The sequence below is a fragment of the Algoriphagus chordae genome (assembly GCF_003254055.1).
GTDB lineage: Bacteria > Bacteroidota > Bacteroidia > Cytophagales > Cyclobacteriaceae > Algoriphagus > Algoriphagus chordae.
Map to the genome: position 1 here is coordinate 342,214 of NZ_QKZT01000003.1, position 25,059 is coordinate 367,272.

Annotated in this window: 20 protein-coding genes; 10 read left to right on the forward strand and 10 right to left on the reverse strand. The window is 41.1% G+C overall.

The window, feature by feature from the left end; all coding sequences use genetic code 11:
- The first annotated feature begins 22 nt into the window (after positions 1–22).
- A complete protein-coding gene (locus tag LV85_RS05165) occupies positions 23–760 on the forward strand; it encodes a carboxypeptidase-like regulatory domain-containing protein (RefSeq protein ID WP_111317114.1) in 738 nt (245 codons plus the stop codon).
- Here the strand turns inward: LV85_RS05165 and LV85_RS05170 are convergent.
- A complete protein-coding gene (locus LV85_RS05170) occupies positions 757–1,263 on the reverse strand; it encodes a DUF4442 domain-containing protein (RefSeq protein ID WP_111317115.1) in 507 nt (168 codons plus the stop codon). The genes LV85_RS05165 and LV85_RS05170 overlap by 4 nt on opposite strands.
- Positions 1,264–1,344: 81 nt before the next feature.
- Here LV85_RS05170 and LV85_RS05175 point away from each other — a divergent pair, with 81 nt between their 5' ends.
- On the forward strand, positions 1,345–2,139 hold the full coding sequence (locus LV85_RS05175) for a M48 family metallopeptidase (protein ID WP_111317116.1): 795 nt from the start codon (positions 1,345–1,347) through the stop codon (positions 2,137–2,139).
- 122 nt (positions 2,140–2,261) lie between these two features.
- On the opposite strand, the gene LV85_RS05180 is transcribed toward LV85_RS05175, so the two are convergent.
- Positions 2,262–3,584, reverse strand: a complete 1,323-nt coding sequence (locus LV85_RS05180; RefSeq protein WP_245942153.1) for a purple acid phosphatase family protein — start codon at positions 3,582–3,584, stop codon at positions 2,262–2,264.
- Positions 3,585–3,710: 126 nt separating this feature from the next.
- Between LV85_RS05180 and LV85_RS05185 the strand changes: the two genes are divergently transcribed.
- Complete coding sequence (locus tag LV85_RS05185; RefSeq protein WP_111317118.1) at positions 3,711–5,054, forward strand: PhoPQ-activated pathogenicity-related family protein; 1,344 nt, start codon at positions 3,711–3,713, stop codon at positions 5,052–5,054.
- Between the two features lie 113 nt (positions 5,055–5,167).
- Here LV85_RS05185 and LV85_RS05190 read toward each other — a convergent pair whose 3' ends face one another.
- A complete protein-coding gene (locus LV85_RS05190) occupies positions 5,168–5,971 on the reverse strand; it encodes a 3'-5' exonuclease (RefSeq protein WP_111317119.1) in 804 nt (267 codons plus the stop codon).
- Between the two features lie 2 nt (positions 5,972–5,973).
- Positions 5,974–7,329 (reverse strand): UDP-N-acetylmuramate--L-alanine ligase, encoded by a 1,356-nt coding sequence (locus LV85_RS05195; RefSeq protein ID WP_111317120.1) that lies wholly within the window; start codon positions 7,327–7,329, stop codon positions 5,974–5,976.
- Positions 7,330–7,666: 337 nt separating this feature from the next.
- Between LV85_RS05195 and dnaB the strand changes: the two genes are divergently transcribed.
- Together dnaB and LV85_RS05205 are read left to right on the forward strand one after the other, a co-directional pair.
- On the forward strand, positions 7,667–9,247 hold the full coding sequence (dnaB, locus tag LV85_RS05200) for a replicative DNA helicase (RefSeq protein WP_111317121.1): 1,581 nt from the start codon (positions 7,667–7,669) through the stop codon (positions 9,245–9,247).
- A 9-nt stretch (positions 9,248–9,256) separates the two neighbouring features.
- The gene (locus LV85_RS05205; RefSeq protein WP_111317122.1) at positions 9,257–10,255 is read left to right on the forward strand and encodes a quinone oxidoreductase family protein; all 999 of its coding nucleotides are present in this window, start codon (positions 9,257–9,259) and stop codon (positions 10,253–10,255) included.
- A gap of 6 nt (positions 10,256–10,261) precedes the next feature.
- Here the strand turns inward: LV85_RS05205 and LV85_RS05210 are convergent, their stop codons facing one another.
- The 3 genes from LV85_RS05210 to LV85_RS05220 form a co-directional block, all read right to left on the reverse strand.
- The gene (locus LV85_RS05210) at positions 10,262–10,747 is read right to left on the reverse strand and encodes a hypothetical protein (RefSeq protein WP_111317123.1); all 486 of its coding nucleotides are present in this window, start codon (positions 10,745–10,747) and stop codon (positions 10,262–10,264) included.
- 132 nt (positions 10,748–10,879) lie between these two features.
- Entirely contained in the window at positions 10,880–12,016 is a 1,137-nt protein-coding gene (locus LV85_RS05215; protein WP_111317124.1) for a glycoside hydrolase family protein, read from the reverse strand.
- Between the two features lie 80 nt (positions 12,017–12,096).
- The gene (locus LV85_RS05220; RefSeq protein ID WP_111317125.1) at positions 12,097–12,429 is read right to left on the reverse strand and encodes a tetratricopeptide repeat protein; all 333 of its coding nucleotides are present in this window, start codon (positions 12,427–12,429) and stop codon (positions 12,097–12,099) included.
- A gap of 74 nt (positions 12,430–12,503) precedes the next feature.
- On the opposite strand from LV85_RS05220, the gene LV85_RS05225 reads away from it, so the two are divergent.
- From LV85_RS05225 to LV85_RS05240, 4 genes are all read left to right on the forward strand, one after another.
- On the forward strand, positions 12,504–13,241 hold the full coding sequence (locus LV85_RS05225; RefSeq protein ID WP_111317126.1) for an electron transfer flavoprotein subunit beta/FixA family protein: 738 nt from the start codon (positions 12,504–12,506) through the stop codon (positions 13,239–13,241).
- A 35-nt stretch (positions 13,242–13,276) separates the two neighbouring features.
- Positions 13,277–14,245 (forward strand): electron transfer flavoprotein subunit alpha/FixB family protein, encoded by a 969-nt coding sequence (locus LV85_RS05230; RefSeq protein WP_111317127.1) that lies wholly within the window; start codon positions 13,277–13,279, stop codon positions 14,243–14,245.
- 6 nt (positions 14,246–14,251) lie between these two features.
- Complete coding sequence (locus LV85_RS05235) at positions 14,252–14,848, forward strand: bifunctional nuclease family protein (RefSeq protein WP_111317128.1); 597 nt, start codon at positions 14,252–14,254, stop codon at positions 14,846–14,848.
- A 303-nt stretch (positions 14,849–15,151) separates the two neighbouring features.
- On the forward strand, positions 15,152–16,438 hold the full coding sequence (locus LV85_RS05240; RefSeq protein WP_111317129.1) for a NupC/NupG family nucleoside CNT transporter: 1,287 nt from the start codon (positions 15,152–15,154) through the stop codon (positions 16,436–16,438).
- Between the two features lie 111 nt (positions 16,439–16,549).
- Here the strand turns inward: LV85_RS05240 and LV85_RS05245 are convergent, their stop codons facing one another.
- On the reverse strand, positions 16,550–17,128 hold the full coding sequence (locus LV85_RS05245) for a hypothetical protein (protein WP_111317130.1): 579 nt from the start codon (positions 17,126–17,128) through the stop codon (positions 16,550–16,552).
- 293 nt (positions 17,129–17,421) lie between these two features.
- Here LV85_RS05245 and LV85_RS05250 point away from each other — a divergent pair, with 293 nt between their 5' ends.
- Entirely contained in the window at positions 17,422–22,773 is a 5,352-nt protein-coding gene (locus LV85_RS05250) for a CHAT domain-containing protein (protein ID WP_111317131.1), read from the forward strand.
- Positions 22,774–22,777: 4 nt separating this feature from the next.
- Here LV85_RS05250 and LV85_RS05255 read toward each other — a convergent pair whose 3' ends face one another.
- Both LV85_RS05255 and LV85_RS05260 read right to left on the reverse strand, forming a co-directional pair.
- The gene (locus tag LV85_RS05255; RefSeq protein ID WP_111317132.1) at positions 22,778–24,337 is read right to left on the reverse strand and encodes a glycoside hydrolase family 99-like domain-containing protein; all 1,560 of its coding nucleotides are present in this window, start codon (positions 24,335–24,337) and stop codon (positions 22,778–22,780) included.
- A 73-nt stretch (positions 24,338–24,410) separates the two neighbouring features.
- Positions 24,411–24,950, reverse strand: a complete 540-nt coding sequence (locus tag LV85_RS05260; RefSeq protein WP_111317133.1) for a GNAT family N-acetyltransferase — start codon at positions 24,948–24,950, stop codon at positions 24,411–24,413.
- Positions 24,951–25,059: the final 109 nt, after the last annotated feature.

A 25,059-nucleotide genomic window follows, 5' to 3' on the forward strand; every position in this document is an offset into this window, starting at 1 on the left:
TGCCTTGTTATTTTTGAGCTTTATGAAATTTAGGTTACTACTCTTTATTTATTTTGCCTTTCTACCTGCACTGGTGGCTCAGAGATCCTATTCAGGAAATGTGCTGGATGCCAATGATAAGAACTATCTCGAAGGGGTGACGGTGGAGGTAGTAGGAACTGACCAGGTAAAAACGACCAATACCAGAGGATACTTTTCTGTCAAAGCAAATGTGGGCGATACCTTACGTTTGTCGTATATCGGTTTTATAGAGCAAAAGATAGTCTTGGCTGAAGAGACTTTTCTGATGCTTCAGATACAGGATAAAGCGAGATTACTTCCCACTTTTGAGGTGAAATCCGAACCCTATGCCTTTCGATTCAAAGATGGCAAGCTGACTCTAATAGACCCAGACGAAGAGAAATCCCCGTCTACTAAAGGCGGTATCAGTGCTGGATATCTTGATTCCCCTAATCAAACTGGAGGAGTTGCCATAGCTGGAGTGCTTTCCTCTCTAACTAAGAGAGCTAGGCAAGAGCGTGAATACCAGAAAAAACAAGAGTGGCTGAGAAGGAGAGCTGGGTATTATGAGATTATTGAGTCGGATTCTATTCGCCAAAATTTTATGGTGAAATACCAGCTGGAGCGCTCAGATTGGGACAAAATAATTATTCGTTTCAACGAGGGTAATAATTATCATGAATTTCTGGATTGGAGCAAAGATCGTGTTTATGCTACTTTGAGTGAGTTTGTCCAACGGGAGAGTCAGTGGATTAATTAGGCCTTCCGCTTGAATGACCAAGTCACATAAAATTTAGCTACGGCCTCACCTTGAGGATTTTTACCAGTAGAAACCATCATCAACTTTGAAGTGTCATTCGGCTGCAAAGTTCCAAGTAGTGCAAGTAATTCTTGTCCCTGATCGCAGGTAAAAGTGATTTTCTGATTGGCTTTTTTGTAATACTCTGCCCTGAAATCCACAACTAACATGGAGTGTTTTCCTAAATCAGCGATTGCCAACTGGCACAAAGCCCCTGTGCTCAATTCAGCTGCGCCAGCCATCGCTGCAAAGTATATAGACTTAAAAGGATTCTGAGTTCTCCAAGAATAGGGGATGGTGACGATGCACTTTTCAGCATCAAGTGTTTTGATTCGAAATTTCCAAAAAATAGCCGAGGGAAGCTTGATCAACATGCCAAACCAAAAATAGAGCGGATTGCTCATTTTTTTTTGATAGGCTAAAGCTCCTGATTTTAAAGCAATTCGGGTTTCTTTGGCTTCCATATTTCCTCTGATTGAAATCTTAAAGTAATGAAAAATGTATTCTGGTATCTAATTTGGAACAATTGAAGAAAAAAAACCACCATGAAAAAGATAGCATTTTTGTTTTGTACCGGGTTAATCCTCTATTCATGCGCTACAGTACCGCTTACAGGAAGAAGTCAGCTTGCATTGGTTCCATCAGAGGAGATTCAGCCGATGGTAGATCAACAATATGATGAAGTATTGAAAGAAAAAAAAGTAGTAACAAATACAGCAGATGGGCAAAAAATTCTCAATGTGGGCAATCGCATGGCAAAAGCAGTGGAGAGCTATTTGGCCTCCCAGGGCTATCAGGAACTTGCAGATTCATTTGAGTGGGAATTCAATTTGCTTCAGAGTGAGGATGTGAATGCCTGGTGTATGCCAGGAGGAAAGGTAGCGTTCTATACAGGAATTATGCCTCTCACTCAGTCAGAAACCGGCATAGCCGTAGTAATGGGACATGAGATTGCGCATGCAGTAGCTTCGCACTCAAGAGAACGAATGTCGAATGGGATGTTAGCGAATATGGGTGTAAGTGTTTTGTCTACAGCGATTGGTCAAAATCCAACACTGACCCAAGCTATTTTCTTACAATCTGTAGGAATGGGGAGTGAGTTGGGGATGTTGAGTTTCTCAAGAAAACATGAGCTTGAGGCTGATGAGATGGGATTGACCTTTATGGCTATAGCTGGCTATGATCCGCGCGAGGCGCCAATCTTCTGGAAGAGAATGCTTGATAAAGAAAATGGGCAAGCACCACCTGAGTTTCTTTCTACTCACCCAGCATCTCAAACTAGAATCGATAAGCTGAATAAACATATGCCTAAGGCTTTGACCTTTTATGAAGGGCAGTAAGTTATAGGCAGAGAGCTAAACCAAAAGAGTCTTGCAAATTTGCAGGACTCTTTTGGTTTATAGCTCAGCTCACATCTTCGCGCAATTTCTGGTACCTTTTTATTGCCTGTATTAATCTTTGTTCATTGAGTTTGAAGTCTTTCTGGGGTGTTGGGAATATGATTCAGAATTCTGTTTTGACCGCTGGGTCCTTTCCTGATTTCGAAGGAATCGTAAAGTGTCCCTAAGGCGGTGTAGGTTTTAAAGGTCAGCACATCATCTTTAACCTTGATCCACTGGTAAGTTTGCGTGCCATAGGCCTTACGGTCCATCCACTCATCAGTCTTTACCTCGTACATTTTGGGACCAGCAATAGAGACCACATACATAGTGCCTTTATCATAATCCATAATACCATTCTCTTCGAATGCCTGTCCTCTTGCATAGGCATGATCATGCCCTTGGATGGCTAGATCGACTTTGAATTCCTGAAGGATAGGTCGTATGTGATCAATCATCTTATCGTGATACCGATCTGGGTGCGTCGCATAAACGGGGTAGTGGAAGGTGATTACTGTCCATTTTCGAGGGTTATTTGTCAAAATACCCCGCAACCAATCCATCTGCGCTTGGCGATAAGTAGGGGATTCGTCTATCTGCTCCCCATCCAAAGAAATGATCTTTAGCTCTGGGTAATTTACTTCATAGGTAGTTTCTTCTAGGCCTATTGGGCCATTAGTAGGAAGGTTGAATTGGGCATTCCAATGTGGTGTAAGCGTTGCGGGATTTTTGGAAAACTCATGATTGCCTGGGGTCATCATGGAAGGGATCGTCGCATGAATCCATTGGCCAGCATCAAACCAGCCTCCCCACTCGAAGTCAGCACTTTCGTGATTGATCAAATCTCCCGCATAAACAGTGAAATCCATCTTGGGTAAGTTGATGATCGCTTCACGAAAAACTCTGCTGAACATAGCTAGTACTTCGTTTTGGGTATCTCCGAAGTAAAGGAAGTTCACTTCCTTGCTATCCTCTGGGATCGCAAATTGAAACCATTCCGACCAATTTTCACCTTCTCCCACACGGTAAATATATTGGCCTCCAGCTTTCAATCCAGACAATTTTACCTGATGATAATTGGCGTGAATAGTTGGCTCATCATCCTGCTGAGATACTAGTGTCTCTGTTTTGGCTTCAATAAATTGTGTTGATTCTCTGAACTCTGGCCCTGGTGTAGCTACAGCAAATTCTAGTTTGGACACATGTTGAGTGCTGTCTGTCCTCCAATTTACCCCAATTTCTTCTAGCGGATTCTCTGAAATATTAAGTATTATCCGATCAGGTTGTGAACTGGGAAGCTGATGGGTGCTTGCCTGGTTAGGACTAAGACCTTGTGAAAAAGCACAAATTGGCATTACTCCGGTAAAAGCTAAAATCAATTGTGCTAGCACACTTATTTTACTCATTATCATAGATTTAATGACTAGTTTATAAGTTTTCCTTAGATTAGGGAATAGATTGTTTTCCCGGTCATAGTTGAGACTTCTATACTCTGTATTCGGGCTATTATTAACGACTAACTTTATTAGAAGATGAAAAGAATCTTTCTCAATGCAGTTACGCTTTTAGCGTTTAGCTTTTTTATTAACTACCAAGTCACTGCTCAAACGACCAAAACTGCTTTAGCGGATTATTTGGCTAAGCCTAATCCTCAGTTTCAATTTACAGTAAAAGATTCTTTAAACCATGCTGGGCTGACTCAGTATGAATTGGAACTCACTTCTCAGGAATGGAAGGGAATGGTTTGGAAGCATAGGCTGGTGATTTTGAAGCCTTCGAAAATCAATTCTGATAAAGCTCTATTGTACATAGGTGGGGGGAAAAGTGAAAATGGTAGTCCAGTGTATAGAGATCGGGATGATGAGATCGTACGGAACATGGGCAAAATTGCGCTGCAAAATCAAAGCTTGGTTGCCTTGGTATTTCAAGTGCCTAATCAGCCGATTTTCGGCGGAATGACTGAGGATGAAATCATTTCTTATACACTTCATCAGTTTCAGGAAACTGGTGATCTAGAATGGCCAGCATTATTTCCAATGGTGAAATCTGCAAGTACTGCAATGGATGCGATAGTTGGATTTAGTGAGAAAAGCCTAGCTACTCCGATTCAATCATTTGTGCTCACAGGAGCATCCAAAAGAGGCTGGACAACTTGGTTGACAGGTTCGCAAGACGCAAGGGTAACTGGGATTGCTCCTATGGTGATCGATGTGCTCAATATGCCTACTAGTCTTCAGTATCAGATCGAAGCATGGGCAGATTACTCTGTGGAGATTCAGGATTACGTGGACCTAGGTATACCGCAGCAGGCGAGTTCTGAACTTGGTTTGGCGACGATGGATCTGGTGGATCCTTATTCCTATCGTGCGAAGCTGCATATGCCGAAGTTGATTTTTATCGGGACGAATGATCCGTACTGGCCAGTGGATGCTGTGAAGAATTATATCGACAGTATTCCTGGGCAGAATAACCTGATTTACATTCCCAATGTAGGCCACGACTTAGGAGATGGCAGGGTCGCTTTACAAGCTTTGGAAGCTTTTGTAGCGTATCAAAATGCCGGTGAATCTCTTCCTGAGCTGCTGACTACTATTTCTAAAGGGGATTGGGGCTTGCTCATTATTGACTTAAAAGCTTCAGGACAGGAGCCTTCGAAAATTGAACTTTGGGAAGCTGAGTCAGTGGAGGACAAGGATTTCCGTGATGAGAAATTTACGTCCAAGAAGCTTAAATATGGAGGGGCTAATGTGATTTCCTTGCCTTCTGAAGGACAAAAAGCATTTTATCTTGCTTACTATTTCAAATCCCCAACGGGCAAGGAATTCTATGTCAGCAGTCGAATGTACAGAGCTGATAAGAATGGTTTGGTGAAGTAGGATTGTTGTTCCTTAGTGTCTCTGTTTTTTGAATACCCAAAAGTTTCAATATTAAATCCTATTCAATTTATTGGTCTATTATAGAAAAACCCGAAGCTTCCTCCGGGTTTTTCTTACTGATTAAATCCTCTTAGTTTGATCTGCGTAAGTTTTCGCTTGGTGTCCAAAGGGAAATCACTCCTCATCATCCAGTCGTAATAGCCAGGTTCTTCCTTGAGTACCTGTGTGACAGGTGTACCTTTTTGCTTTCCGAAGTTGAATACCTCTACGCCTTCGTTATTGAATACAAATCTGCCAGCTAGATCCACCATTTTTTCATTGAGTAGATCATGGAGTTTCTTCATGTCATTTTCGAATATTCCGATTTTATTTCCTTGAAGATCTTCCATTTCCTCTCCTAGGTAACGCTCTACCTGCGCTTTGAAAACGTCCAGCGTAGCAAGTGTATCAGCTTCAGCAGAGTGTGCATTTTCCAGTTTTTGTCCACAGTAGAATTTATAAGCGGAGGTTAGATTTCGCTTTTCCATCATGAAAAAGATCTTCTGTGCATCCAGTAAGTTTCGTTTTTCAATATCAAATTCGATCCCTGCTCTAAGAAATTCTTCTACTAATAAGGGTATGTCATATTTCAAAATATTGAATCCCGCCAAGTCTGACTGACCGATAAACTGGAATATTTCTTTCGCTAATTCCTTAAAGGTTTTCTCTTCCTTCACGTCCTTATCGTAGATCCCATGGATAAGGGAAGATTCCAAAGGAATTGGAATAGTAGGATTGATTTTTTTGGTGTAGATCTCCTGTCCGCCATCTGGCATCACTTTTACGATGGATATCTCTACGATGCGATCTGTGGAAATATTGATTCCGGTTGCTTCCAAATCAAAAAATGAAACGGAATTCTTCAAGTTTAACTGCATGGTTATTTGAATTTAGCTTTAATCGGTTCCAGATCCATTTTGTCGTAGGATCCCGAACTCATCAAAAGTAGGTTGGAATTTGTATAGTCTTGAGCCAAAAGGAATTCCTTTAAACTCTTGCTATCCGTAAATAATTTTAAATCAGGTCTTTGGAAGCCAGTTCTCAAGGTGTCCTCATCCATCAGCTCTAGTTTCTTCAGTGCTACAGCATGAGGATCAAGATACACAATTGCTAGGTCTGCCGCTTCCATTGATTTGGCATAATTAGGCAAAAACTCCTTATTCAAAGAGGAATAGGTGTGAAGTTCCTGTACTGCTATCAATTTTCTTTCAGGAAATTGAGTTTTTACCGCAGAAACGGTCGCTTTCAATTTGGATGGAGCATGAGCAAAATCTCTGAAGAGAGATGAATTGTCAGTTTCCACCAAAAGTTCTTGACGTTTTGCAGCGCCTTTGAAGGTCTGAATGCTTTGGTAGAATTGTTCTTTGCTTAATCCTAAGGCTAGGCAAATGTCTAGCGCACCTTGTAGGTTTTGAAGATTATGCTCTCCGAAAATATAAATTGGAACAAGTCCATTTTCTGTTTCTAGAAAGGTCTTTCCCTCTTTAATAATAGCTGGATGAGCTTTATAGGCAGTTTTCTTTGCGGTAATCTTACTTTTCTCTGCAGCTTCTTTCACTAGAGGATCAGCTTCGCAATAGATCAATTCCCCTGAAGTAGGAGTCAAGTCCATCAATTTGCTAAACTGCTCTTTATATTCCTCAAAATCTGGAAAGACATTGTAGTGATCCCAGGCGATCCCACTTACCAATGCAATGTCATGCTTGTAATGGAAGAACTTTGGGGTTCTATCAAGCGGAGAAGTGAGGTATTCGTCACCCTCGATGATGATTACTGGAGCATTCGAGAGTTTCACCATCAGGTTGAAGCCTTCGATCTGAGCACCTACTAGATAGTCAAAGTCTACGTTCTGATCTTTCAGTACGTGAAGAATCACCGAAGTGATAGAAGTCTTCCCATGTGAACCTGCTACAATCACTCGTTTTTTGTGCTGACTTTGATTGAAGATGAATTCTGGAAAGGAGAAAACAGGAATCCCAAGTTCCTGGGCTTTGACTAGCTCAGGATTATCGATTCTTGCATGCATTCCCAGGATTATCCCATCCAAATCGGCTGATATTTTCTCTGGAAACCAACCATATTCTGCAGGCAAAATCCCCGCTTTTTCTAATCTTGTCCGGGATGGCTCATAGATTTCATCGTCCGAACCAGTCACCTGATAGCCTTTTTCTACAAGTGCTAAGGCTAGATTGTGCATCACGGCTCCACCGACAGCTATAAAGTGATATTTATTCATTGGGTTAAATAATGAGTGGGAATTCTATTCCAAACTTAAAAATAATTATTGGCTGCTCAGGAGTCTAGCAATTCTAATTCAAAACATTTTCTCTGAATGGTAGACGCACTGGATTTTCTACCTAAGATAAGTAAGGTTTCAAAATCCAAATTAAGAACTGTTTGAGATTTACGGATGCTTTCCCAAAATTTGCTTTTTTAGCAAAAAGCAGGTTAACAACTTAAGTATAAAGATGCCTATTTTCTCCTTCGAGGCTTGATTATTGAGGCGACACATTGTTGATAACTTTGGCAAAAAATGTTCAAAACTCTTGCCTTTTTCCCAATACATTTGTTCTATGACCGAGAAAAGTAGCAATCCCCGTATCACCCGAAATAAGCCTGTTCACCATAATACCAATATGCTTGGCAAAGTTCCTCCGCAAGCCATTGATCTTGAGGAAGCTGTGCTGGGTGCCTTGATGCTGGAGAAGGATGCGCTTACGAATGTGATTGATATTCTCAAGGTCGAGAGTTTTTACAAGGATGCTCATCAGGTTATTTTTCAGGCTATTCTTGATCTCTTTACAGAAAGTCAGCCGATTGATTTGCTCACAGTGACATCTCAGCTTCGCAAAAGTGGAGCTTTGGAGACTGCTGGTGGTGCTTTCTACGTAACCGAACTTACTTCCAAAGTAGCTTCGGCTGCTAATATTGAATATCATGCTAGGATAATCACCGAGCAATCCATCAAGCGTGAGATGATCATGATTGCTTCGGAGATCCAAAAGGATGCTTACGAGGAGACTACAGACGTTTTTGAGTTGCTGGATAAAATGGAACAGAATCTTTTTGAGATATCTGAGAAAAATATCCGAAAAAATTACTCTGACATGAAGTCGATCATGCGAGAAGCAATTATTGAACTGGAAGCCAGAAAAGGACAAAAGGATGGTTTAACTGGAGTTCCTTCTGGTTTGACCGCTTTGGATCGAGTGACTTCAGGTTGGCAAAAATCGGATTTGGTAATTATTGCGGCGCGTCCTGCGATGGGAAAAACTGCTTTCGTGCTTTCTGTGTTGAGAAATGCTGCCGTAGATCACAATCGTCCAGTGGCCATTTTCTCTCTGGAGATGTCCTCTATTCAGTTGGTAAATCGTCTGATTTCCTCTGAAGCTGAGCTTGATTCTGAGAAAATTAAAAAGGGATCCTTAGCAGAGCATGAGTGGGCGCAGCTGGTTCATAAGACTGCCAAACTCTCAAAAGCCCCACTTTTCGTAGATGATACTCCTGCACTTTCTATCCTTGAGCTTCGCGCAAAATGTAGAAAACTAAAAGCTCAACATGATATTCAGATGATTGTAGTCGATTATTTGCAGCTGATGTCTGGAGATTCCAAAAGTGGAGGTGGGGGAAATCGAGAGCAGGAAATTGCAAGTATTTCCCGAGCACTGAAAAAGATCGCGAAGGAACTTGAGGTTCCTGTAATTGCACTTTCCCAGCTTTCCAGAGCGGTGGAAACTAGGGGTGGGGATAAGCGACCACAACTTTCGGATTTGAGGGAATCAGGAGCCATTGAGCAAGATGCAGATATGGTGATGTTCCTGTATCGACCAGAGTATTATGGAATCACGGAAGATGAAGATGGGCACTCAACGCAAGGAGTAGGGGAAGTGATCATTGCCAAGCACAGAAATGGTTCTTTGGATAATGTGAAACTTCGCTTTATTGGTAGATATACTAAGTTTCAGGATTTGGATGGTTTCGGAGAAATGCAGGATCCGCAAGGAGGAAATGCTGTATATAGACCGACTTTCGCAGCTCAGTCGAGCGGAGTTTCTGAGTTTGACTCTGGAAATACGATCAAACTTCAAAGTAAGGCCAACAGTGACGATGGAGATGATCTATTGAATAGAAATAATTCTGAAGACGCATTTTAAATTTTTGACATGAAGGCAATCACCTTAGCCAGCCAACAGGAGTCCAAATTGCTATTTACAGATGTCAAGTCTCGAGAATTGCTGCCTGGAGAAGTTAGAGTAAATATAAAAGCAGCAGCACTCAATCATCGTGATGAATGGTGTCGCAAAGGACTATATCCAAATATTCAAGACGGGATAGTGTTGGGTTCTGATGGGGCAGGAATTGTAGCCGAAATAGGAGCGGAGGTTGATGCCGATTGGTTGCAAAAGGAAGTGATTATTAATCCTGCTTTGAACTGGGGTGAAAACCAACAAGTACAATCTGCTTCTTTCGAGATTCTAGGAATGCCTAGAAATGGAACCTTGGCAGAATCTGTGATAATTCCTGCAGATAGACTTCATGAGAAACCAGCTCATATGACTTGGGAAGAAGCTGGAGCATTACCTCTTGCAGGTTTGACGGCATTTCGAGCGCTTACTTACCATGGCGATATTCAAGCAGGTCAGAACTTATTAGTCACTGGTTTCGGTGGTGGTGTTGCGCAATTTGCGGTTCAATTCGGTTTGGCTCTTGGAGCAAATGTATCCACAAGCAGCAGTCGTCCAGAGAAATTGGAACGTGCTAAAGTATTGGGTGTTTCCAATACGTTTAACTATTTGGATGATAAGTGGCTGTCTGATGCTATTGAAGCTATAGGAGGCTTTGATTTGATCATAGATTCCGCAGTTGGAAATTCGTTGAATCAGTTGATTCAAGTGGTGAAACCGGGTGGGAAAATTGTGTTCTATGGAGCTACTCGTGGAAATCCAACTGAGTTGGATGCAAGGAAAATTTTTTGGAATCAGTTGAAAATCATGGGGACCACGATGGGTTCAGATCTGGACTTCAAAAACATGATTTCATTGGTCTGCGAAAAGAAAATACAGCCAATCATAGATCAAGTTTTCAAATTTGATCAAGCGAAAGAAGCCTTTGATAGAATGCGTGATGGGAAGCAAACAGGTAAAATCGTATTGGTTCCCTAAGCCAGTTTAAATCTCTACGTAAGTTTCGCCAAACTCCTTTTTTGCTACTCTATAGATCTCATCCTTTTCGGTTGGAACAACCAACATGTCTCCAGGTTTTACGATCATACTGTCTTTCCATGGGGCTTGAAATTCCAAAACTTTAGTGGCTCCTAACGCCTCCAGATGAGCTTCTGACACTTTTAGTCCTAAGATTTCACCTTTCGGCTGGTAAGAACCCCAGCCTTTTTCCAACGATTGCACTAGTGAGTATTTTTTCTTGAAGGTTTCTGCCTTTATTAGATAGAGTTCATTTGTACTCGTCTGGTTCTCAACCAGCCAATCTCCTGCTTCAGCCGTATTTTTCGTCTCCTCACCATCTGAAGTTTTTGTGACAACCAATAGTCCTGCTTGGGCTTTTTTAGCGCGAACCATAGATTTCTTTTTATAGCGCTTGCCACTTTTTTCTAGATATGGAAGAAAGTGAGCTAGCATTTCTTTTTGGCTGATCATTGGCAATTAAGTTGGAGAGGTGAATTGAAAGATCAAGATATGAAAATGGCTATGATTCTAATTGCCTTTGGTGGAAGTTCGTAGAAGAAATTTTGAATCTGTCGGAGCAATAATTGTTAAATGGGTTTTAACTTATTTGTCAACTTTAAGTTTATAGAAAGTGACTTTCTCTTCTTCCCCGAAGTACTCCTGATTTTTCAGGACTATGATTTCGTCTTTATTATTGTAAACTCCATTGAAAAGTAATCCTTTTGGAAGTTCAATGTCTTTTTGAATCAGAGAATCATTTTTGTCTAAAATCGCTGCATACCGTGGAATTCCATTGATGAAGTCCATCCATTCTTCCATCTTCTCAGGATTGTATTGAGCAGAAATTTCCTTTTCAACCCCTTTGGTATAAATCACTACTATATGATTAGACAAGGGATATAGCCCTTCAATTCTCCCAAAAATATTGGGTTCTTGCTGTTGATTGATGAGTTCTGGAGTTTCTATTGGTACACCGATCATGTCCACTGCATCAGAAATAGTTAGATCCACTGTTTTTGAGTAAAGCAGTTCATTTCCTTTTTCCTCATATACATAATATTTCCTTTCGGCCAAGAAATAGAGATACCATTTCCCATACCTTTTCTCGACTGTAGGAAACATCCAACGATAATAATTTCCATCCTGATAAATTGTGTTTGGAGGAAAACTCATTGTGTTGGTTTTTTCTCCTGTTTCAGGATTATAGGTCTCCAAAATAGGACTTGTATAGATTCTCTGGTAAAATGCAGTCGTATTTGAGTAGTCACTGAGATCTCTCTCTGGGCGTATGTAGGCATAAGTATCGCCTAGTGAATAGGCAGAAAAATTTAATCCATTGAGGTGTAGATATTCCAAAGGCATTTCGATTCTTCGGCTTATTTCACCGTTGTTTCCGAATTGAATCAAGCCCTTTTGGGAATCCATAATTGTGACCTTTCCTTCCAAAAAACTTTTTCCCTGAAGCCAAGAAATCGCGTTAGGCCCATCTTTTTGCAGAACATATTGATGCTGGGATTTTCCATTTTCATCAAAAAGCAAAATAGAATTCACATCGTGATCTATTCCTAAGTAGAGTCCTGATTCTGGATCGAAATCAAAAACGTTGAGGTTTCCTAAATAATCAACCCGTATGGAATCCTTGATTTCAAGGGTAATAGGCTTGGAAGAATTATCAATTGAATCACCAGACCTGCAACTGAAAAGTGCTGCCAATATAAAAATCAGATATAGTTGTTTCATGAATTCAAGAACGGATATTTTCTTAATCCTAAAAAGTTAAAAAATTCAAAATACTACCCTGGGATCAAGCACTTTATTTCTTAATCCAGATCATTTTCAAAAAGGAAATTCTGGTAGGCATTCTGGAGCTCCTGAAGCGCTTTCGTATTCTTTTCCTCCCGAGCCAGCGAAATTCCTTTTTCAAAAATCACTTTAGACTCCTCTATATCACCTATTTCGGCATATAGATGGGCGGCAGGAAAGTAGGTGGCAAGGTAAGTTGGATGTTCAGCAAGTAATTTTGCGAATAGATCCTGAGCTTGATTTTGATCAGTTTCTCGGTACTCTATAGCCAAGGCATACCAATTGAAGGGATTCTCTGGTTCTTCCTCGGTAAATTGTCTTAGTATCTGTATCCTGTCCAGATTGGTCATCAATAGTTTTTTTAATTAAGTCCTTACTGTTATTTTCACGATAAATAAATCTAAACTAATCTAATCCTAAACCAATGAAGATTCTTGTTTGTATCACCCACGTACCCGATACTACCTCCAAGATTCAGTTTACGGCCGACAATACCAAGTTTGATTCTACAGGAGTTCAATATATTATTGGCCCTTACGATGATTATGCTTTGGCTCGTGCTGTTGAATTGAGAGATCAAGCGAGTGGAAAGTTAACTGTTTTGAATGTAGGAGAAGCGGATTCCGATCCGACACTTAGAAAAGCTTTGGCAATAGGCGCTGACGATGCTGTCCGAGTGAATTCTACTCCAAAGGATTCTTATTTCGTTGCTAAGCAAATAGCACATTATGCCAAAGAAGGAGCCTACGATTTGATTTTGATGGGAAGAGAATCCATTGATTTCAATGGAGGAATGGTTCATGGCATGGTAGGAGAGTTGTTGGGAATACCTTCATTTTCGCCTGTGATGAAACTAGATGTAGAAGGGTCTACTGTGAAAATGGCTAGAGAGATCGAAGGAGGCAAGGAAATGCTAGAAGCAAATCTTCCGCTGATAGCTGGTTGCCAAGAGCCAATTGCAGAATGGAAAATTCCAAATATGCGTGGAATCATGTCCGCACGTACTAAGCCACTTACTGTAGTAGAACCTGTTTCTCAGGATACACAAGCTGAGGCGAGCAAGTATGAACTTCCTCCAGCTAAAGGAGCTGTGAAATTAGTAGATAAGGACAACGTAGCGGAGCTAGTAAGGCTTTTGAAAAACGAAGCAAAAGTACTTTAGTATAAACCCAATAACTTATTATAAATTAAGATATTATGTCAATTTTAGTATATATAGAACAAGCCGAAGGAAAGGTGAAAAAGACCAGTTTAGAGGCTGTCTCTTTTGCAAATGCTTTAGCTGGGCAAACTGGTGAGGGAGATGTGGTGGCTGTAGCACTTGGTACTATTGGTAATGATGAGTTGGCTGCAATCGGTAAGGCTGGTGCAGCGAAAGTGCTTCATGGTGCAGATAGTAAATTAGACGCAGGTCTTATCCAGGCGCATGCTTCGGCAGTAGCTCAGGCTTACAAGCAGATTGGGGCTAAGACCTTGGTGTTGGCCAAATCTTCCTTAGGAGATGCAGTTGCTGCAAGACTTGCGATCAAGCTGAATGCTGGATTGGTATCCAATGTGGTAGAATTGCCAAAAACGGATGCTGGTTATATCGTGAAGAGAAGCATTTACACAGGAAAGGCTTTTGCAGAAACTACTGTAACTACAGATGATAAAATCCTTGCGATCAAGAAGAATGCAATTGATTTGAAACTTGATGGTGCTGATGCCCAAGTGGAGAGTTTCGATGTAACTATTAAAGATGCGGATTTTGCATCCAAAATTACCTCTACCGAACGTGCTACTGGAGACGTATTGCTTCCAGAGGCCGATATAGTAGTTTCCGGTGGTAGAGGCTTGAAAGGCCCAGAAAACTGGGGGATGCTAGAAGAAATGGCAAAAATCCTTGGGGCTGCTACGGCATGTTCTAAGCCTGTTTCGGATCTAGGCTGGAGACCACATCATGAGCACGTAGGTCAAACAGGAGTGAAAGTAGCTCCAACTTTATACATTGCGATAGGAATTTCAGGCGCTATTCAACATCTTGCAGGCGTCAACTCTTCAAAGTGTATCGTTGTGATCAATAAAGATCCAGATGCTCCTTTTTTCAAAGCGGCGGATTACGGAATCGTAGGAGATGCTTTTGAGGTTGTACCCAAACTAAATGAAGCATTTAAAGCTGAATTATAAATTCTTGTGGAAAAACTCATAGAACTTGAGATTTTTGGATTATCGTCCAACCATTCGCAATCAGGGTCATTTACTTTGGCCTTAGGTGAGGTTGGTGGTGCTAGACGTTTACCGATAGTGATCGGAATGTTTGAAGCCCAAGCAATAGCTCTGGAAATTGAAAAGATTGTACCTAATCGTCCCATGACGCATGACTTGTTTAAATCGTTTGCCACTGGGTTTAATTTTGACATCGAACGGATTATTATTACAGACATGAAGGAAGGAGTCTTTTATGCCAAAATCCACTGTAAGGGTGCTAAAATCGAAACGGATATAGATGCAAGGCCATCAGATGCGATAGCGATTGCAATACGATTTGGTAGTCCTATTTATTGTACTGAAAGAGCTATGTCAGAAGGGGAAGTTCAATATGATGAGTTAGAAAAAACGGATGATAAAAAGGTGCCAAAAGCGCCAACTCAAAAATTCACTACTAAAAAAGAGCCTTCTTTAAAAGATTTCTCTTTGGACAAGCTTAATCAAATGCTTGACAAAGCGATCAATAATGAGGATTATGAGCGTGCAGCTCGGATTCGCGATGAAATAAATAAGAGAAACTGATACGATTTAAGGCCCGAGTTATCTCGGGCTTTTTTTATGATTTTTTTGAGCCGGTTCACAGAGAATAACACAGAGAATGTAGTTGTCCCGCTTCTCCAGATGCTGGACTTTAAGCCAAGTGAATTAATCATAATAAGTTGTTTTTAGAAAAAGAATGGACGGGAGGGCTTCACTGTCATTAATCATTGAACACTCATCATTTTTCAACTCCTATCTCTCATTTTTATAAGCAAGCATTTAATTCAAGATTGTTTTATGACTATGCGTTCCTTATTTTTAGGACATATCTGCAATAATTACTGAATGGATTACTTAAGAGGAGTCTTTGGTCTAGCCGTCATCGTTTTGGTGGCTTTTGTTTTTTCAAGCAATAAGAAGAGGATAGACTGGAGATTAGTTGGTATCGGGATTTTGTTACAGCTAGTATTTGGCTTTTTGATCACCCAAGTTCCTATTGTAGAATCTGGATTTGCGATGGTTAGTCGGGGATTTGTGAAATTCCTAAGTTTTAGCCGTGATGGCGCAGCGTTTATTTTTGGTGATCTGGCTGGAGACAGTTATGGTTTCATTTTCGCTTTCCAAGTGCTTCCTACGATCATCTTCTTCTCTACCGTATCGGCAGGATTATATTATTTGGGTGTTTTACAAAAAGTAGTTTTTGGAATCGCCTGGGTAATGTCTAGAACCATGAGACTTTCAGGTCCAGAGAGTTTATCCGCTGCAGGAAATATATTTTTGGGACAAACAGAAGCCCCGCTTTTAGTTCGTCCTTTCATTCCAAACATGAGTAAGTCAGAACTAATGTGCCTGATGACTGGGGGAATGGCGACCATAGCAGGAGGAGTTTTGGCTGGTTATGTGGCTTTTTTAGGAGGCGATAGCCTGGAGGAGCAAAGTCGATTTGCAGCTTATTTATTGGGGGCAAGTATTATGAATGCTCCTGCGGCGATAGTGATGTCGAAGATGTTTATTCCTGAGGTGGAAAAAGAGCGAGTCCAGGATAAGCTTGAAGTGAACGAAGAAGCGATGGGGGTGAACCTGATCGATGCCATGTCGATAGGAGCTTCTGAGGGTCTTAAACTTGCATTGAATGTAGGAGCAATGCTTTTGGCATTTATAGCTGTGATAGCAGCGGTCAATTACCTCTTGATGGGAATCTTAGGAGACGTTACCGGACTCAATGAATTTGTGGTAAGAACCACTGGAGGCCAGTTTCAGGGCTTTTCTTTGGAATATCTTTTTGGACAGATCTTCCGGGTATTTGCCTGGGTGATCGGAGTTGAGTGGGCAGATACATTGCAAGTGGGTAGTTTGCTGGGGCAGAAAACTGTCATCAATGAGTTTGTGGCGTACTTGAGCCTTTCGGAAATGAAGGAATTGGGAAGTCTAAGCCCTAAGTCAATTGTGATTGCTACCTATGCACTTTGCGGTTTTTCTAACTTCAGCTCTATAGCTATTCAGTTGGGCGGAATTGCCATAATAGCTCCTAACCAACAAGCAAATATTAGTCGCTTAGGACTTAAATCGCTGCTTGCTGCTTCGCTAGCTTGTTTGATGACTGCGACGATTGCTGGGATGTTGTTTGGGTAGTTTTTTTTAAGTAGCTAGTAACTAGATGTCATTATCAAGATAGACTTAAGACAATGATCGGATAGGATTGCGATATGAAGACTACTTGTATTTTCTACAATTGGAATAAGTCTAGCTGGTTTTCTGCTTAGTGCATTCGATTTTCCAGGTTGGGAATTTCACAGATTCATCCATACTTACCCATTGTCCAAGCCAATTGAAGCCAGCTGCTGAAATTTCTGAAAATGTGATTTTAAACATGCCATCGGTACCATTAGGGGCTTTCTGTGGTTTGTAGAGTACAATTTCATCTCCTTCCATACCACCTTTCCAGGTGCCTAGTGAAGGACTAGGAGCTGCTGATGAAAAGTAGTGGACATACCATGCACTGCTATCTGAGGAGTATTGGCGTATGCTTCCAGAGTGCTTACCATCTACTTTTAAGGTTTGATCTTGTACAGCCATTCCATTCATGATGTACTTGAATTCCCAGGTCATGGCTACGGCTTCAGCCCAGCTTCCATCTTGATTTCTGCTAAAGGATTTACAATCACATATCCCGATCAAAGGCTGATAATCTTTCAATTCTGGAGGAGCTAGAGGATTTGCCAGGCCAAAAGGATTTGCTGCCGATGGTTCGTATTCATTTTGAGCAAAAAGCAAATTGGAGCTGAGTAGAAGTAGTAGTAAAAGCGATAATATAGGTTTCATAATGATCAGGATTTTATCTTTATCAATGTCACAACTAGTGATAGTAATTTAGCTTAACTGTCAGATTATTTGGGCTTAATGACATTTTTTAAGCAATATATTTTAATTTGTAGATAGTTTTCAGATTGAATAGAGCGGCAGATTGCCACAGGCATTCAATTGATTTTAGAAAACTCAGAGATGACTTTTTTTCATCTCCTGATTTCAGATTGGGCAAAATGCTAGACTAATAGTAACTCTTGCCTTCCATTGTTGAACCGGTATTATACCATTACTCTAACTAATTTTTACCTATGGCTACTTTGAAAATTAAGCTTAAAGGACAAGATCATTCTTCTTTTCATTCAGGAGAAGATAGCGGGTTCGAACTCTATCAGTTTGATCAGGCCTACACTGTAGAAAGTCCCACCAGAGGGGATGTGCCGGAGCAGATCCTCGAACTCGGAGATGACCACATCATTGAATTTGATTTTGAAGATGATACGGTCTGGATGGGTGACAGCGATACAGTTACTACACTTTTTCCACAGGAGATCAAGCGCTCAGCAGATGGGAATGAACTCTATCTACCGGATGAAATAGAATCTGACGAGCAGGAAAGAGGCGTATTCAAAAAGATTGGTATTAAGCTGTTGAAGGTCTTTGTGAAAAAGAAAATCATCAAGCCTAAGATGAAGGAGATGGCCAGAAAGCTGGAAAATAAGCAACTGGAATTTACAGGAGAAAACTTCCAAAAAGTAGAATATGGTGTCTTGGCAGCTTGTTCATCTGAGCTAGAGCTAAGAAGTCTCAAATTCGATAAAACCAGCAAAGAGGCTGAACTGGATGTGAAAAAGGGCTTTCTACTTTTACTGCATGGCACAGGCTCATCGACTATGGGGTCCTTTGGTGAGTTGAAGGAATCTGAGGAATGGAAGGCATTGGTGAAAAGCTTCGGTGAGGATCACTTGCTATCCTTTCAGCATCGGACACTTACCGCAAGCCCTCTAGAAAACATATTGGAATTAGTCCAATCTCTTCCTTCAGAGATTGAATTGAACCTATTAAGCCATTCACGTGGTGGTTTGCTGGCAGATTTGATCGCAAGGTTTGCTACTTCAGGGAAAGGTTTCGATGATGTAGAAATGTCACTTTTAGAAAAGCATGATAGAGATGCAGATCTGAGGGCGATTATGGAGATTCGGACTCTACTTAAAACCAAAAAGATAAAGGTCAGGTCAATGGTGCGGGTAGCATGTCCTGCCAATGGTACTACACTAGCTTCCAACCGACTGAATATTTATCTAAATGTCACCTTCAATCTGATTGGCTTGGCAGTAGGTCATGTGGGAAATCCTATTTATGTGCTCTTCAAGGAGTTTATCATGGAGGCAGTCGCCAGCAAGGATGATGTAGATGTTTTACCAGGTTTGGAAGCGATGAATCCAAAGTCGCCATTTATCAAGGCGATGAATTATCAGGCTTCGGATATTGAGATCAAATTTCCACTTTTTGTAGTAGGAGGAAGTAGTGAGCTAAGTTTGAGCTTTAAGAGCCTAGCTGTGATTTTGGGTAAGTTTTTCTTTCGCAGAAAAAATGACTTGGTGGTGGATACCGAGAGCATGAAATGGGGAGCCAGACGTGCCACTGGTACCGTTGCAGTTTTTATAGAGAAAAGCGGTACGATCAATCACTTCAAATACTTTTCAAATCCCGATACGCAAATAGCCGTAATTTCTGGCCTTGCAGCTGAGGTAGGGGATGTCCCTGATAGTTTTGATTTGAAATTAACGGATGCGGATAGAGGGATAGCAGGAATTGAATCGGGTTCCTACAAGCGTGATAAAGTTTCTGGAGATCGCCCAATAGCGATTTTGATACCAGGGATCATGGGGTCCAATATCGGCGAAAGCGAAAAATTGCTATGGATAAACTATTGGCGCTTCCTTAAGGGTGAACTGAGTGGACTAGCTTACGATTCTGATAAGCCGGGGGATCTTTCGGCTCAATCCTTGATCAAAACCTCCTATGGCAAACTGGGTGATCAGCTAGAACAGACATACGATATAGTCACTTTCCAATTTGATTGGAGAATTCCATTGAAGCAAAGTGCCGCCGATTTCAAGAGCAAAGTGGAAGAATTGCTGGGCTATAATCAGCCTATCAAAATTGTTGCTCACAGTATGGGAGGAGTTTTGGTACGGGACTTTATTGTATATCATCCAGAAACTTGGCAAAAACTCAACAGTTCAATAGGATTTAGAACAGTGCTTTTGGGCTCACCACTCGGAGGTTCTTATAGGATTCCTTATGTGCTTTTTGGTAAGGATAGTGTAATCAAGCTTCTGGGTAAGATAGATATCAAGCATTCGACTAAGGAGCTTCTGGAAGTCTTCTGTAATTTTCCAGGTATTCTCAATCTTTTGCCTATGAGCAAGGATGGGAGGCATGATTTCTCTGACAGAAGTCTGTGGGAACGAATGCGCGCAGCCTCAGGGGATGATTCTTGGCCAATACCTTCAGCGAAAGTTTTAGATGAATTTGCGGAGCATCAGCAACAGGTTTTGGCAAATGTAGATAGTATAGATTACTCCAATTTCACTTATATCGCAGGGCAAAGCGGGAAAGATAGTTTTACCATTTCCAATCTTGCAATAGAAGAAGGGGAATTGGTATTCTACGCGACCAATGCCGGAGATTCGAGTGTTACCTGGGCATCAGGAATTCCTGCTGATATTCATGTTAAAAAACAACTTTATTATGCGAATGTATCCCATGGAGGGCTTTCTAAAGATAAAAATCTCTTTGCAGCTATAGAGGATTTATTGATTTTTGGAAGTACCAAAAGGCTGCAAAATAGCCTGCCAAAGTCACGTGGAGAGGAAAAGGATTTTGCTCCTACGGAAGTGGAGATTTTTGATATCAGCGAGGAGAATGTTCTGAATACCATTTTGGGAGCTGAAGAAAGAGAGGATAAATGGAAAGAAGAAAAGCCTGTTTTGGTCGCCGTAAGTCATGGAGATTTGAAATATGCTAAATACCCAGTACTTGCTGGACATTTTGAGTTTGATGCTATTCTCACCACTGAGCTGGCGATTGATCGCCAACTTGGTGGGGAATTGGCTAGGCTTCATGGATTAGGGTTGTACCCAGGTGCAATTGGTACCAATCAGATTGTGCTTAATGAAGATTATTCTAAATCCCCTTTCAAAGGAGGTGTGATTGTAGGCTTGGGAGTTCCAGGAGAATTATCGGGTTTTGCACTGATGAATTCGGTGGAAAAAGGAGTGGCTCGGTACCTGACCATCAAAAAAGAGAATAGCAATTCCCAAGAAAATGAGGCTAGTACAGCTATTAATGGTATTTCGGTGATAGCTATTGCTAATGCCTATGGTGGACTATCTACTGAGAGTTCTATACGCGCTATTATTTTGGGGATTCAGCAGGCAAATAGAAATATCCAATCTGTTTATAAAGGAAAGATAAGAGGGATAGAGGAAATTGAAATCGTGGAGATTTTCAATGATAAAGCGTTGTCTATTTTGAAAACCATCCAGCGATTGGAAGTGGATGATAGCAGGGAATTCAATGTGGTATTCAACGAGAAAGGACTGAATTACAAACTGGGACGACGTTGGAGAATTCCATATGACAATTCCAATGACTGGTGGACAAGACTGAGTGTGTCTCATGAACTGAAATTGAGAGCCACAGATGAGTTTGAAGAGGCTATAAGAATGTCCATTGCTTCCAATGGAGCTAGTGAGAAGGTGGCTTATATGCCAGCCAATGACAAAACTTTGGAGGTTTTGTTGAAACGGATGACTTTGCAAAACCAGTATTCTCCAGAAATAGCTAAAACCATGTTTGAACTGCTGATACCGTACCAGTTCAAGGAAGAGGTTAAGCGACTCAACAATGTCTCCTGGATATTAGATTTGGCATCTGCAGAATATCCTTGGGAAATGATCCAGGAGGATGTGGATGCTGTTCCGCTGTGTGTGCATACGGGGATGGTTCGTCAGTTGACTACCATGCAATTTCGAGAAAAAATCGCCCGTGTAAGGGCTAAGTCTGCTTTGGTGGTAGGTGATCCAATGCTGGATAAGTTTATGCCACAGCTGGCAGGTGCCAAAAATGAAGCAGAGGCCGTAGTAAACATTCTCAAGAAGTATGAGTACGAGGTTCAAAGTTTAATTAGTAGCACAGCAGACGTTATTATAACAAAGCTATTTTCCAGAAATCATAAAATCATCCACCTAGCGGGACATGGAGTATTCAAGCATGGACCTAATAAGGCAACAGGAATGGTGATAGGAAATGATACTTTTTTAACTCCTGGGCAGATAGCAGGTATGAGCTCTTCGGCGGAATTGGTTTTCGTAAACTGCTGCTACCTAGGTTTAATGGACAAGGAATCCGAGGAGAGAAGTCAGTATAGGAATAAATTCGCCGCAAATATTGGCACCCAATTGATCAATAATGGGGCAAGGGCAGTGATTGTCGCGGGTTGGGCAGTAGATGATGCCGCTGCGCTACAGTTTTCTAAGCAATTCTACGAGAATATGTTTTCAGGACTAGGATTTGGTGAGGCTGTCAAACGTGCTAGGAAGGATATCTATATAGAGTTTGGACGGAGGACAAATACTTGGGGAGCCTTCCAATGCTATGGTGATCCCTTTTACAAATTGACAGGCGATGGGATATGGAGCGGAAATGAAGATGAGCTATTGATCTGTGAGGAAGTGGAGATTGAATTGCAAAACACCTTTGAATCCATGGCTGCCAATGAATATGAGCATGAAGCGATCCTGAAAAGAATCGATGAGATCCTTTCGAAAATGCAAAGTAGGAATATGCTCACTGACAAAATCCAGGAGCTAGCTGCAGGGATATATGCTGGTTTGCAAGAATATGAGAAATCATGTGGATGTTTTGAGAAATTACTGAAGTCCAAAAAATCAGAATATACTATTAAGAGTTACGAGAGGCATTGTAATATCCAGACCAAACTTGCTTTGCAGAAATTTGCTACTGATCCAAATGAATTGGATGCAGCTATTAAAATCACCAACAAGGTGATAGGGGATTTGGAAGGTCTTGCTAGACATTTTGGAGAGAGTGCAGAAAGGTGGTCTCTAATAGGGTCTGCCTATAAGCGCAAAATGCATCTATTGAGTAGCGCGCCTAAAAAAGAGGTCATGGCTGCGCTTAGTTCTTCTATAAATGCCTACAAAGAAGCTAGTTTATTTTCGGAACATAGAGATGCCTATCCGCTTACCAATTGGCTTACCCTTACCCAACTTCAACTTTTACTTGAAGAGAAGAAAGGCCTCAAATTCATTGATTTGGATGCCAGAAAGGCAATGCAGAAGATTTATGATGAATTAAAGGCAAGTGATTTGAAGTCAGATGATTTTTGGAAAATGGCCCATTATGCTAATATCATGTTGACACAATTCTTGATGGGAATATCAAAGGCCAGCAAGGAAGAAATCACCACTGAGTACTTGAAGCTCTGGGGTCTTGCAGGCAACAAAGGTCAGAAAGTAGCTGAACTAGAGCATTTCGAAATAATAGGAGCCGTCCTGAAACGGATGAAAAAAGAAGAGACTTTGCTATCGGATTTTAATGAGATTATGAAGAAGCTGGAAGATGCTCTTTAATGGTTTAATTCCCGAATACAGATTTTATAGCTTCTAGATAATCGAAACCATGTGACTCAGTAGGTTCGATGAAGTTCCCTTCCAGATACTCGTTCCAGCAGCAAACCATTACCGTGTTTCCGTTGCTGGAACGGTATTTTTTTGAGGTTTGCTTCGCATCTTTGAGCATAGCGGTAAAACTGTTCTTGTCACTGTGGACACGGTCTTTCTGTGGTTCACTTGGAAAGCCTGATGGCTGAGGCCAAGTGCCTCCAGCAGGGCGCATATCCCATCCCATAGCGGTAGGGACTTGATATTCGAAGTTTGGATCGCTCTTAAACTTTTCAGACCACATATTCCAATGACCCTTATACGTTTCCCGCATATCGGCAAAGGACTTGTTATCCTTATTCATGAAGTTATGATACACATAGGCGGTCATGCCTTCGAAACCCATTCCTTTCAGCCTTGGGACATATTCCTGCAATAATTGCTTGTTTTGGTAGCTGCCTCCTTCCCAAGGTTTTTGAGGGTTATTTGCTTTCCATAATGTTGGAAGCCCATAAACTCGTTCATTTTCTAACATTGGTCCGGCAGTTACCGCGATAAATTTAATTCCGGGTAAACCTGCTTTTTTGGCGGTTTTCTGAGAAAGGTCAAGTAGGTCTTTTAGCTTCAACCCATAGAATGCTGCTCTGGACTCCGCATCCTGAGGAAAGTAAAAATAGACAATTGGACGTCCGTCTTCTCCCTTCAAATAATCTCCTCTACCAAAATACTCATCAATCCATAGTTGAGTAATTTTCTCGTGCACTTTCAGGTATAATTCCTTATCAGGTTTTTCACCTTGGTAGTTTGCTTTACGGGCAAGCTCATCTGGTGATCCTACCTTCAGCCAGAGCATCCAGCGCTCATTGCTGTCATCACACCAGTTCAAAGCCCATTTCATTTGCTTTTCCTTGGGAAGACTTTCGTTTACCTCAAGCATTACTTTGAGCTGATCACCCCATTCTACTAGGCCAGGCACCTCCACACGGCCGGCATTACTCTTATCTGTTTTCCAGCCTTTTGGATAATAGATGTTTGACTGGGGAGCAAAGTCTAGATGGTAGTAATAGTTTCTACCAAAAAACCAATCATAGGCAAAGAAGTCAATCCCAAAGCTCTTCATGTACTCGAGTTGCTTTTTGATGACTTCGGGATCATCTCGTTTATAAAATCCTTTTAGTTCTTTGATAGGCTTGTGACCTAAATATGGGCCTTCGTAAGGGTATTTTGCATTGTAAATACGTCCTTTTGGGCCCCAAATACCTGGGTTGTGTAAGCTGGAACAGTCTTCTTTTCCCATAAGACAGGACCAAAAACTATCGCGATCCACAGCTGGGTCTGGAGAAGTATTCCATGAAGGCATAAAAAAAACACCTACCATTTCATCATCCTCTGCGGTGACGAGATCACTGTTTGTGTTGAAGTTAACGAAGCTTGCTGCTTGAATGGAACTTGTTTCTTTGCTTCCTATGGAAAAGTAAAACAGAAGAGAAACGACTGCTACTGCTGAAAGAGAATAGAGTACAGATTTGAGCATAGATGCTTTTTTTTAAAATAATGAATTCAAGCCTGATTCGCTAATAGCCAAGCCTCAGTTCCTCTGAAAAATATCATTTCAAGCTTTTCCTCAAAATCTGAATACCACGATATTTTGGAAGCAATTTTTTGTAATCTAAGTGGTAAGTAAAAAGCCACTCGAAGCCCATTTTTCGATAGAAGCTTTGCGCTTGCAATTGCGTATCCATTACCTCCAGCCAGATGAAATTCATATTTCTTTCTCTTGCTATAGACTCGACTCTTTTCATTAGCTGAGCAGCAATTCCTTTGCCTTGATATTCTTTGCTGATATAAATCCTATGAAGGTGCAGTGAATTTGGGAAATCGATTAAAGCAGGAGATTCGGGGTAGCTGTACTTCAAAATGCCAATTTTCCAACCTTCAAAAAGGACAAAGAAGTAATGGCTTTTTGGGTTCTCTAGATCCTTTTTAAAAGCATCAGGATTATACATTTGTTTTAGATACCATTCCCCTGAATCAGACCAAATATGTTGGTAGGAGGGAATGTAAATTTCTCGCATCAACTCGATAAGCTCTGGTTGATCGTCCAGCGTGAGTTTTTGGATACTTAAGTCTTGCGAAAGATTAATCATTGTGGCTGGCGAGTTAGAATGAACGACAATTTTGGGTGTGTAATCTTTGTTAATTCTTATTCAAAGAAATGTATTTTGATTGTCTTGCCAAAATAAAAGTGAATAGATT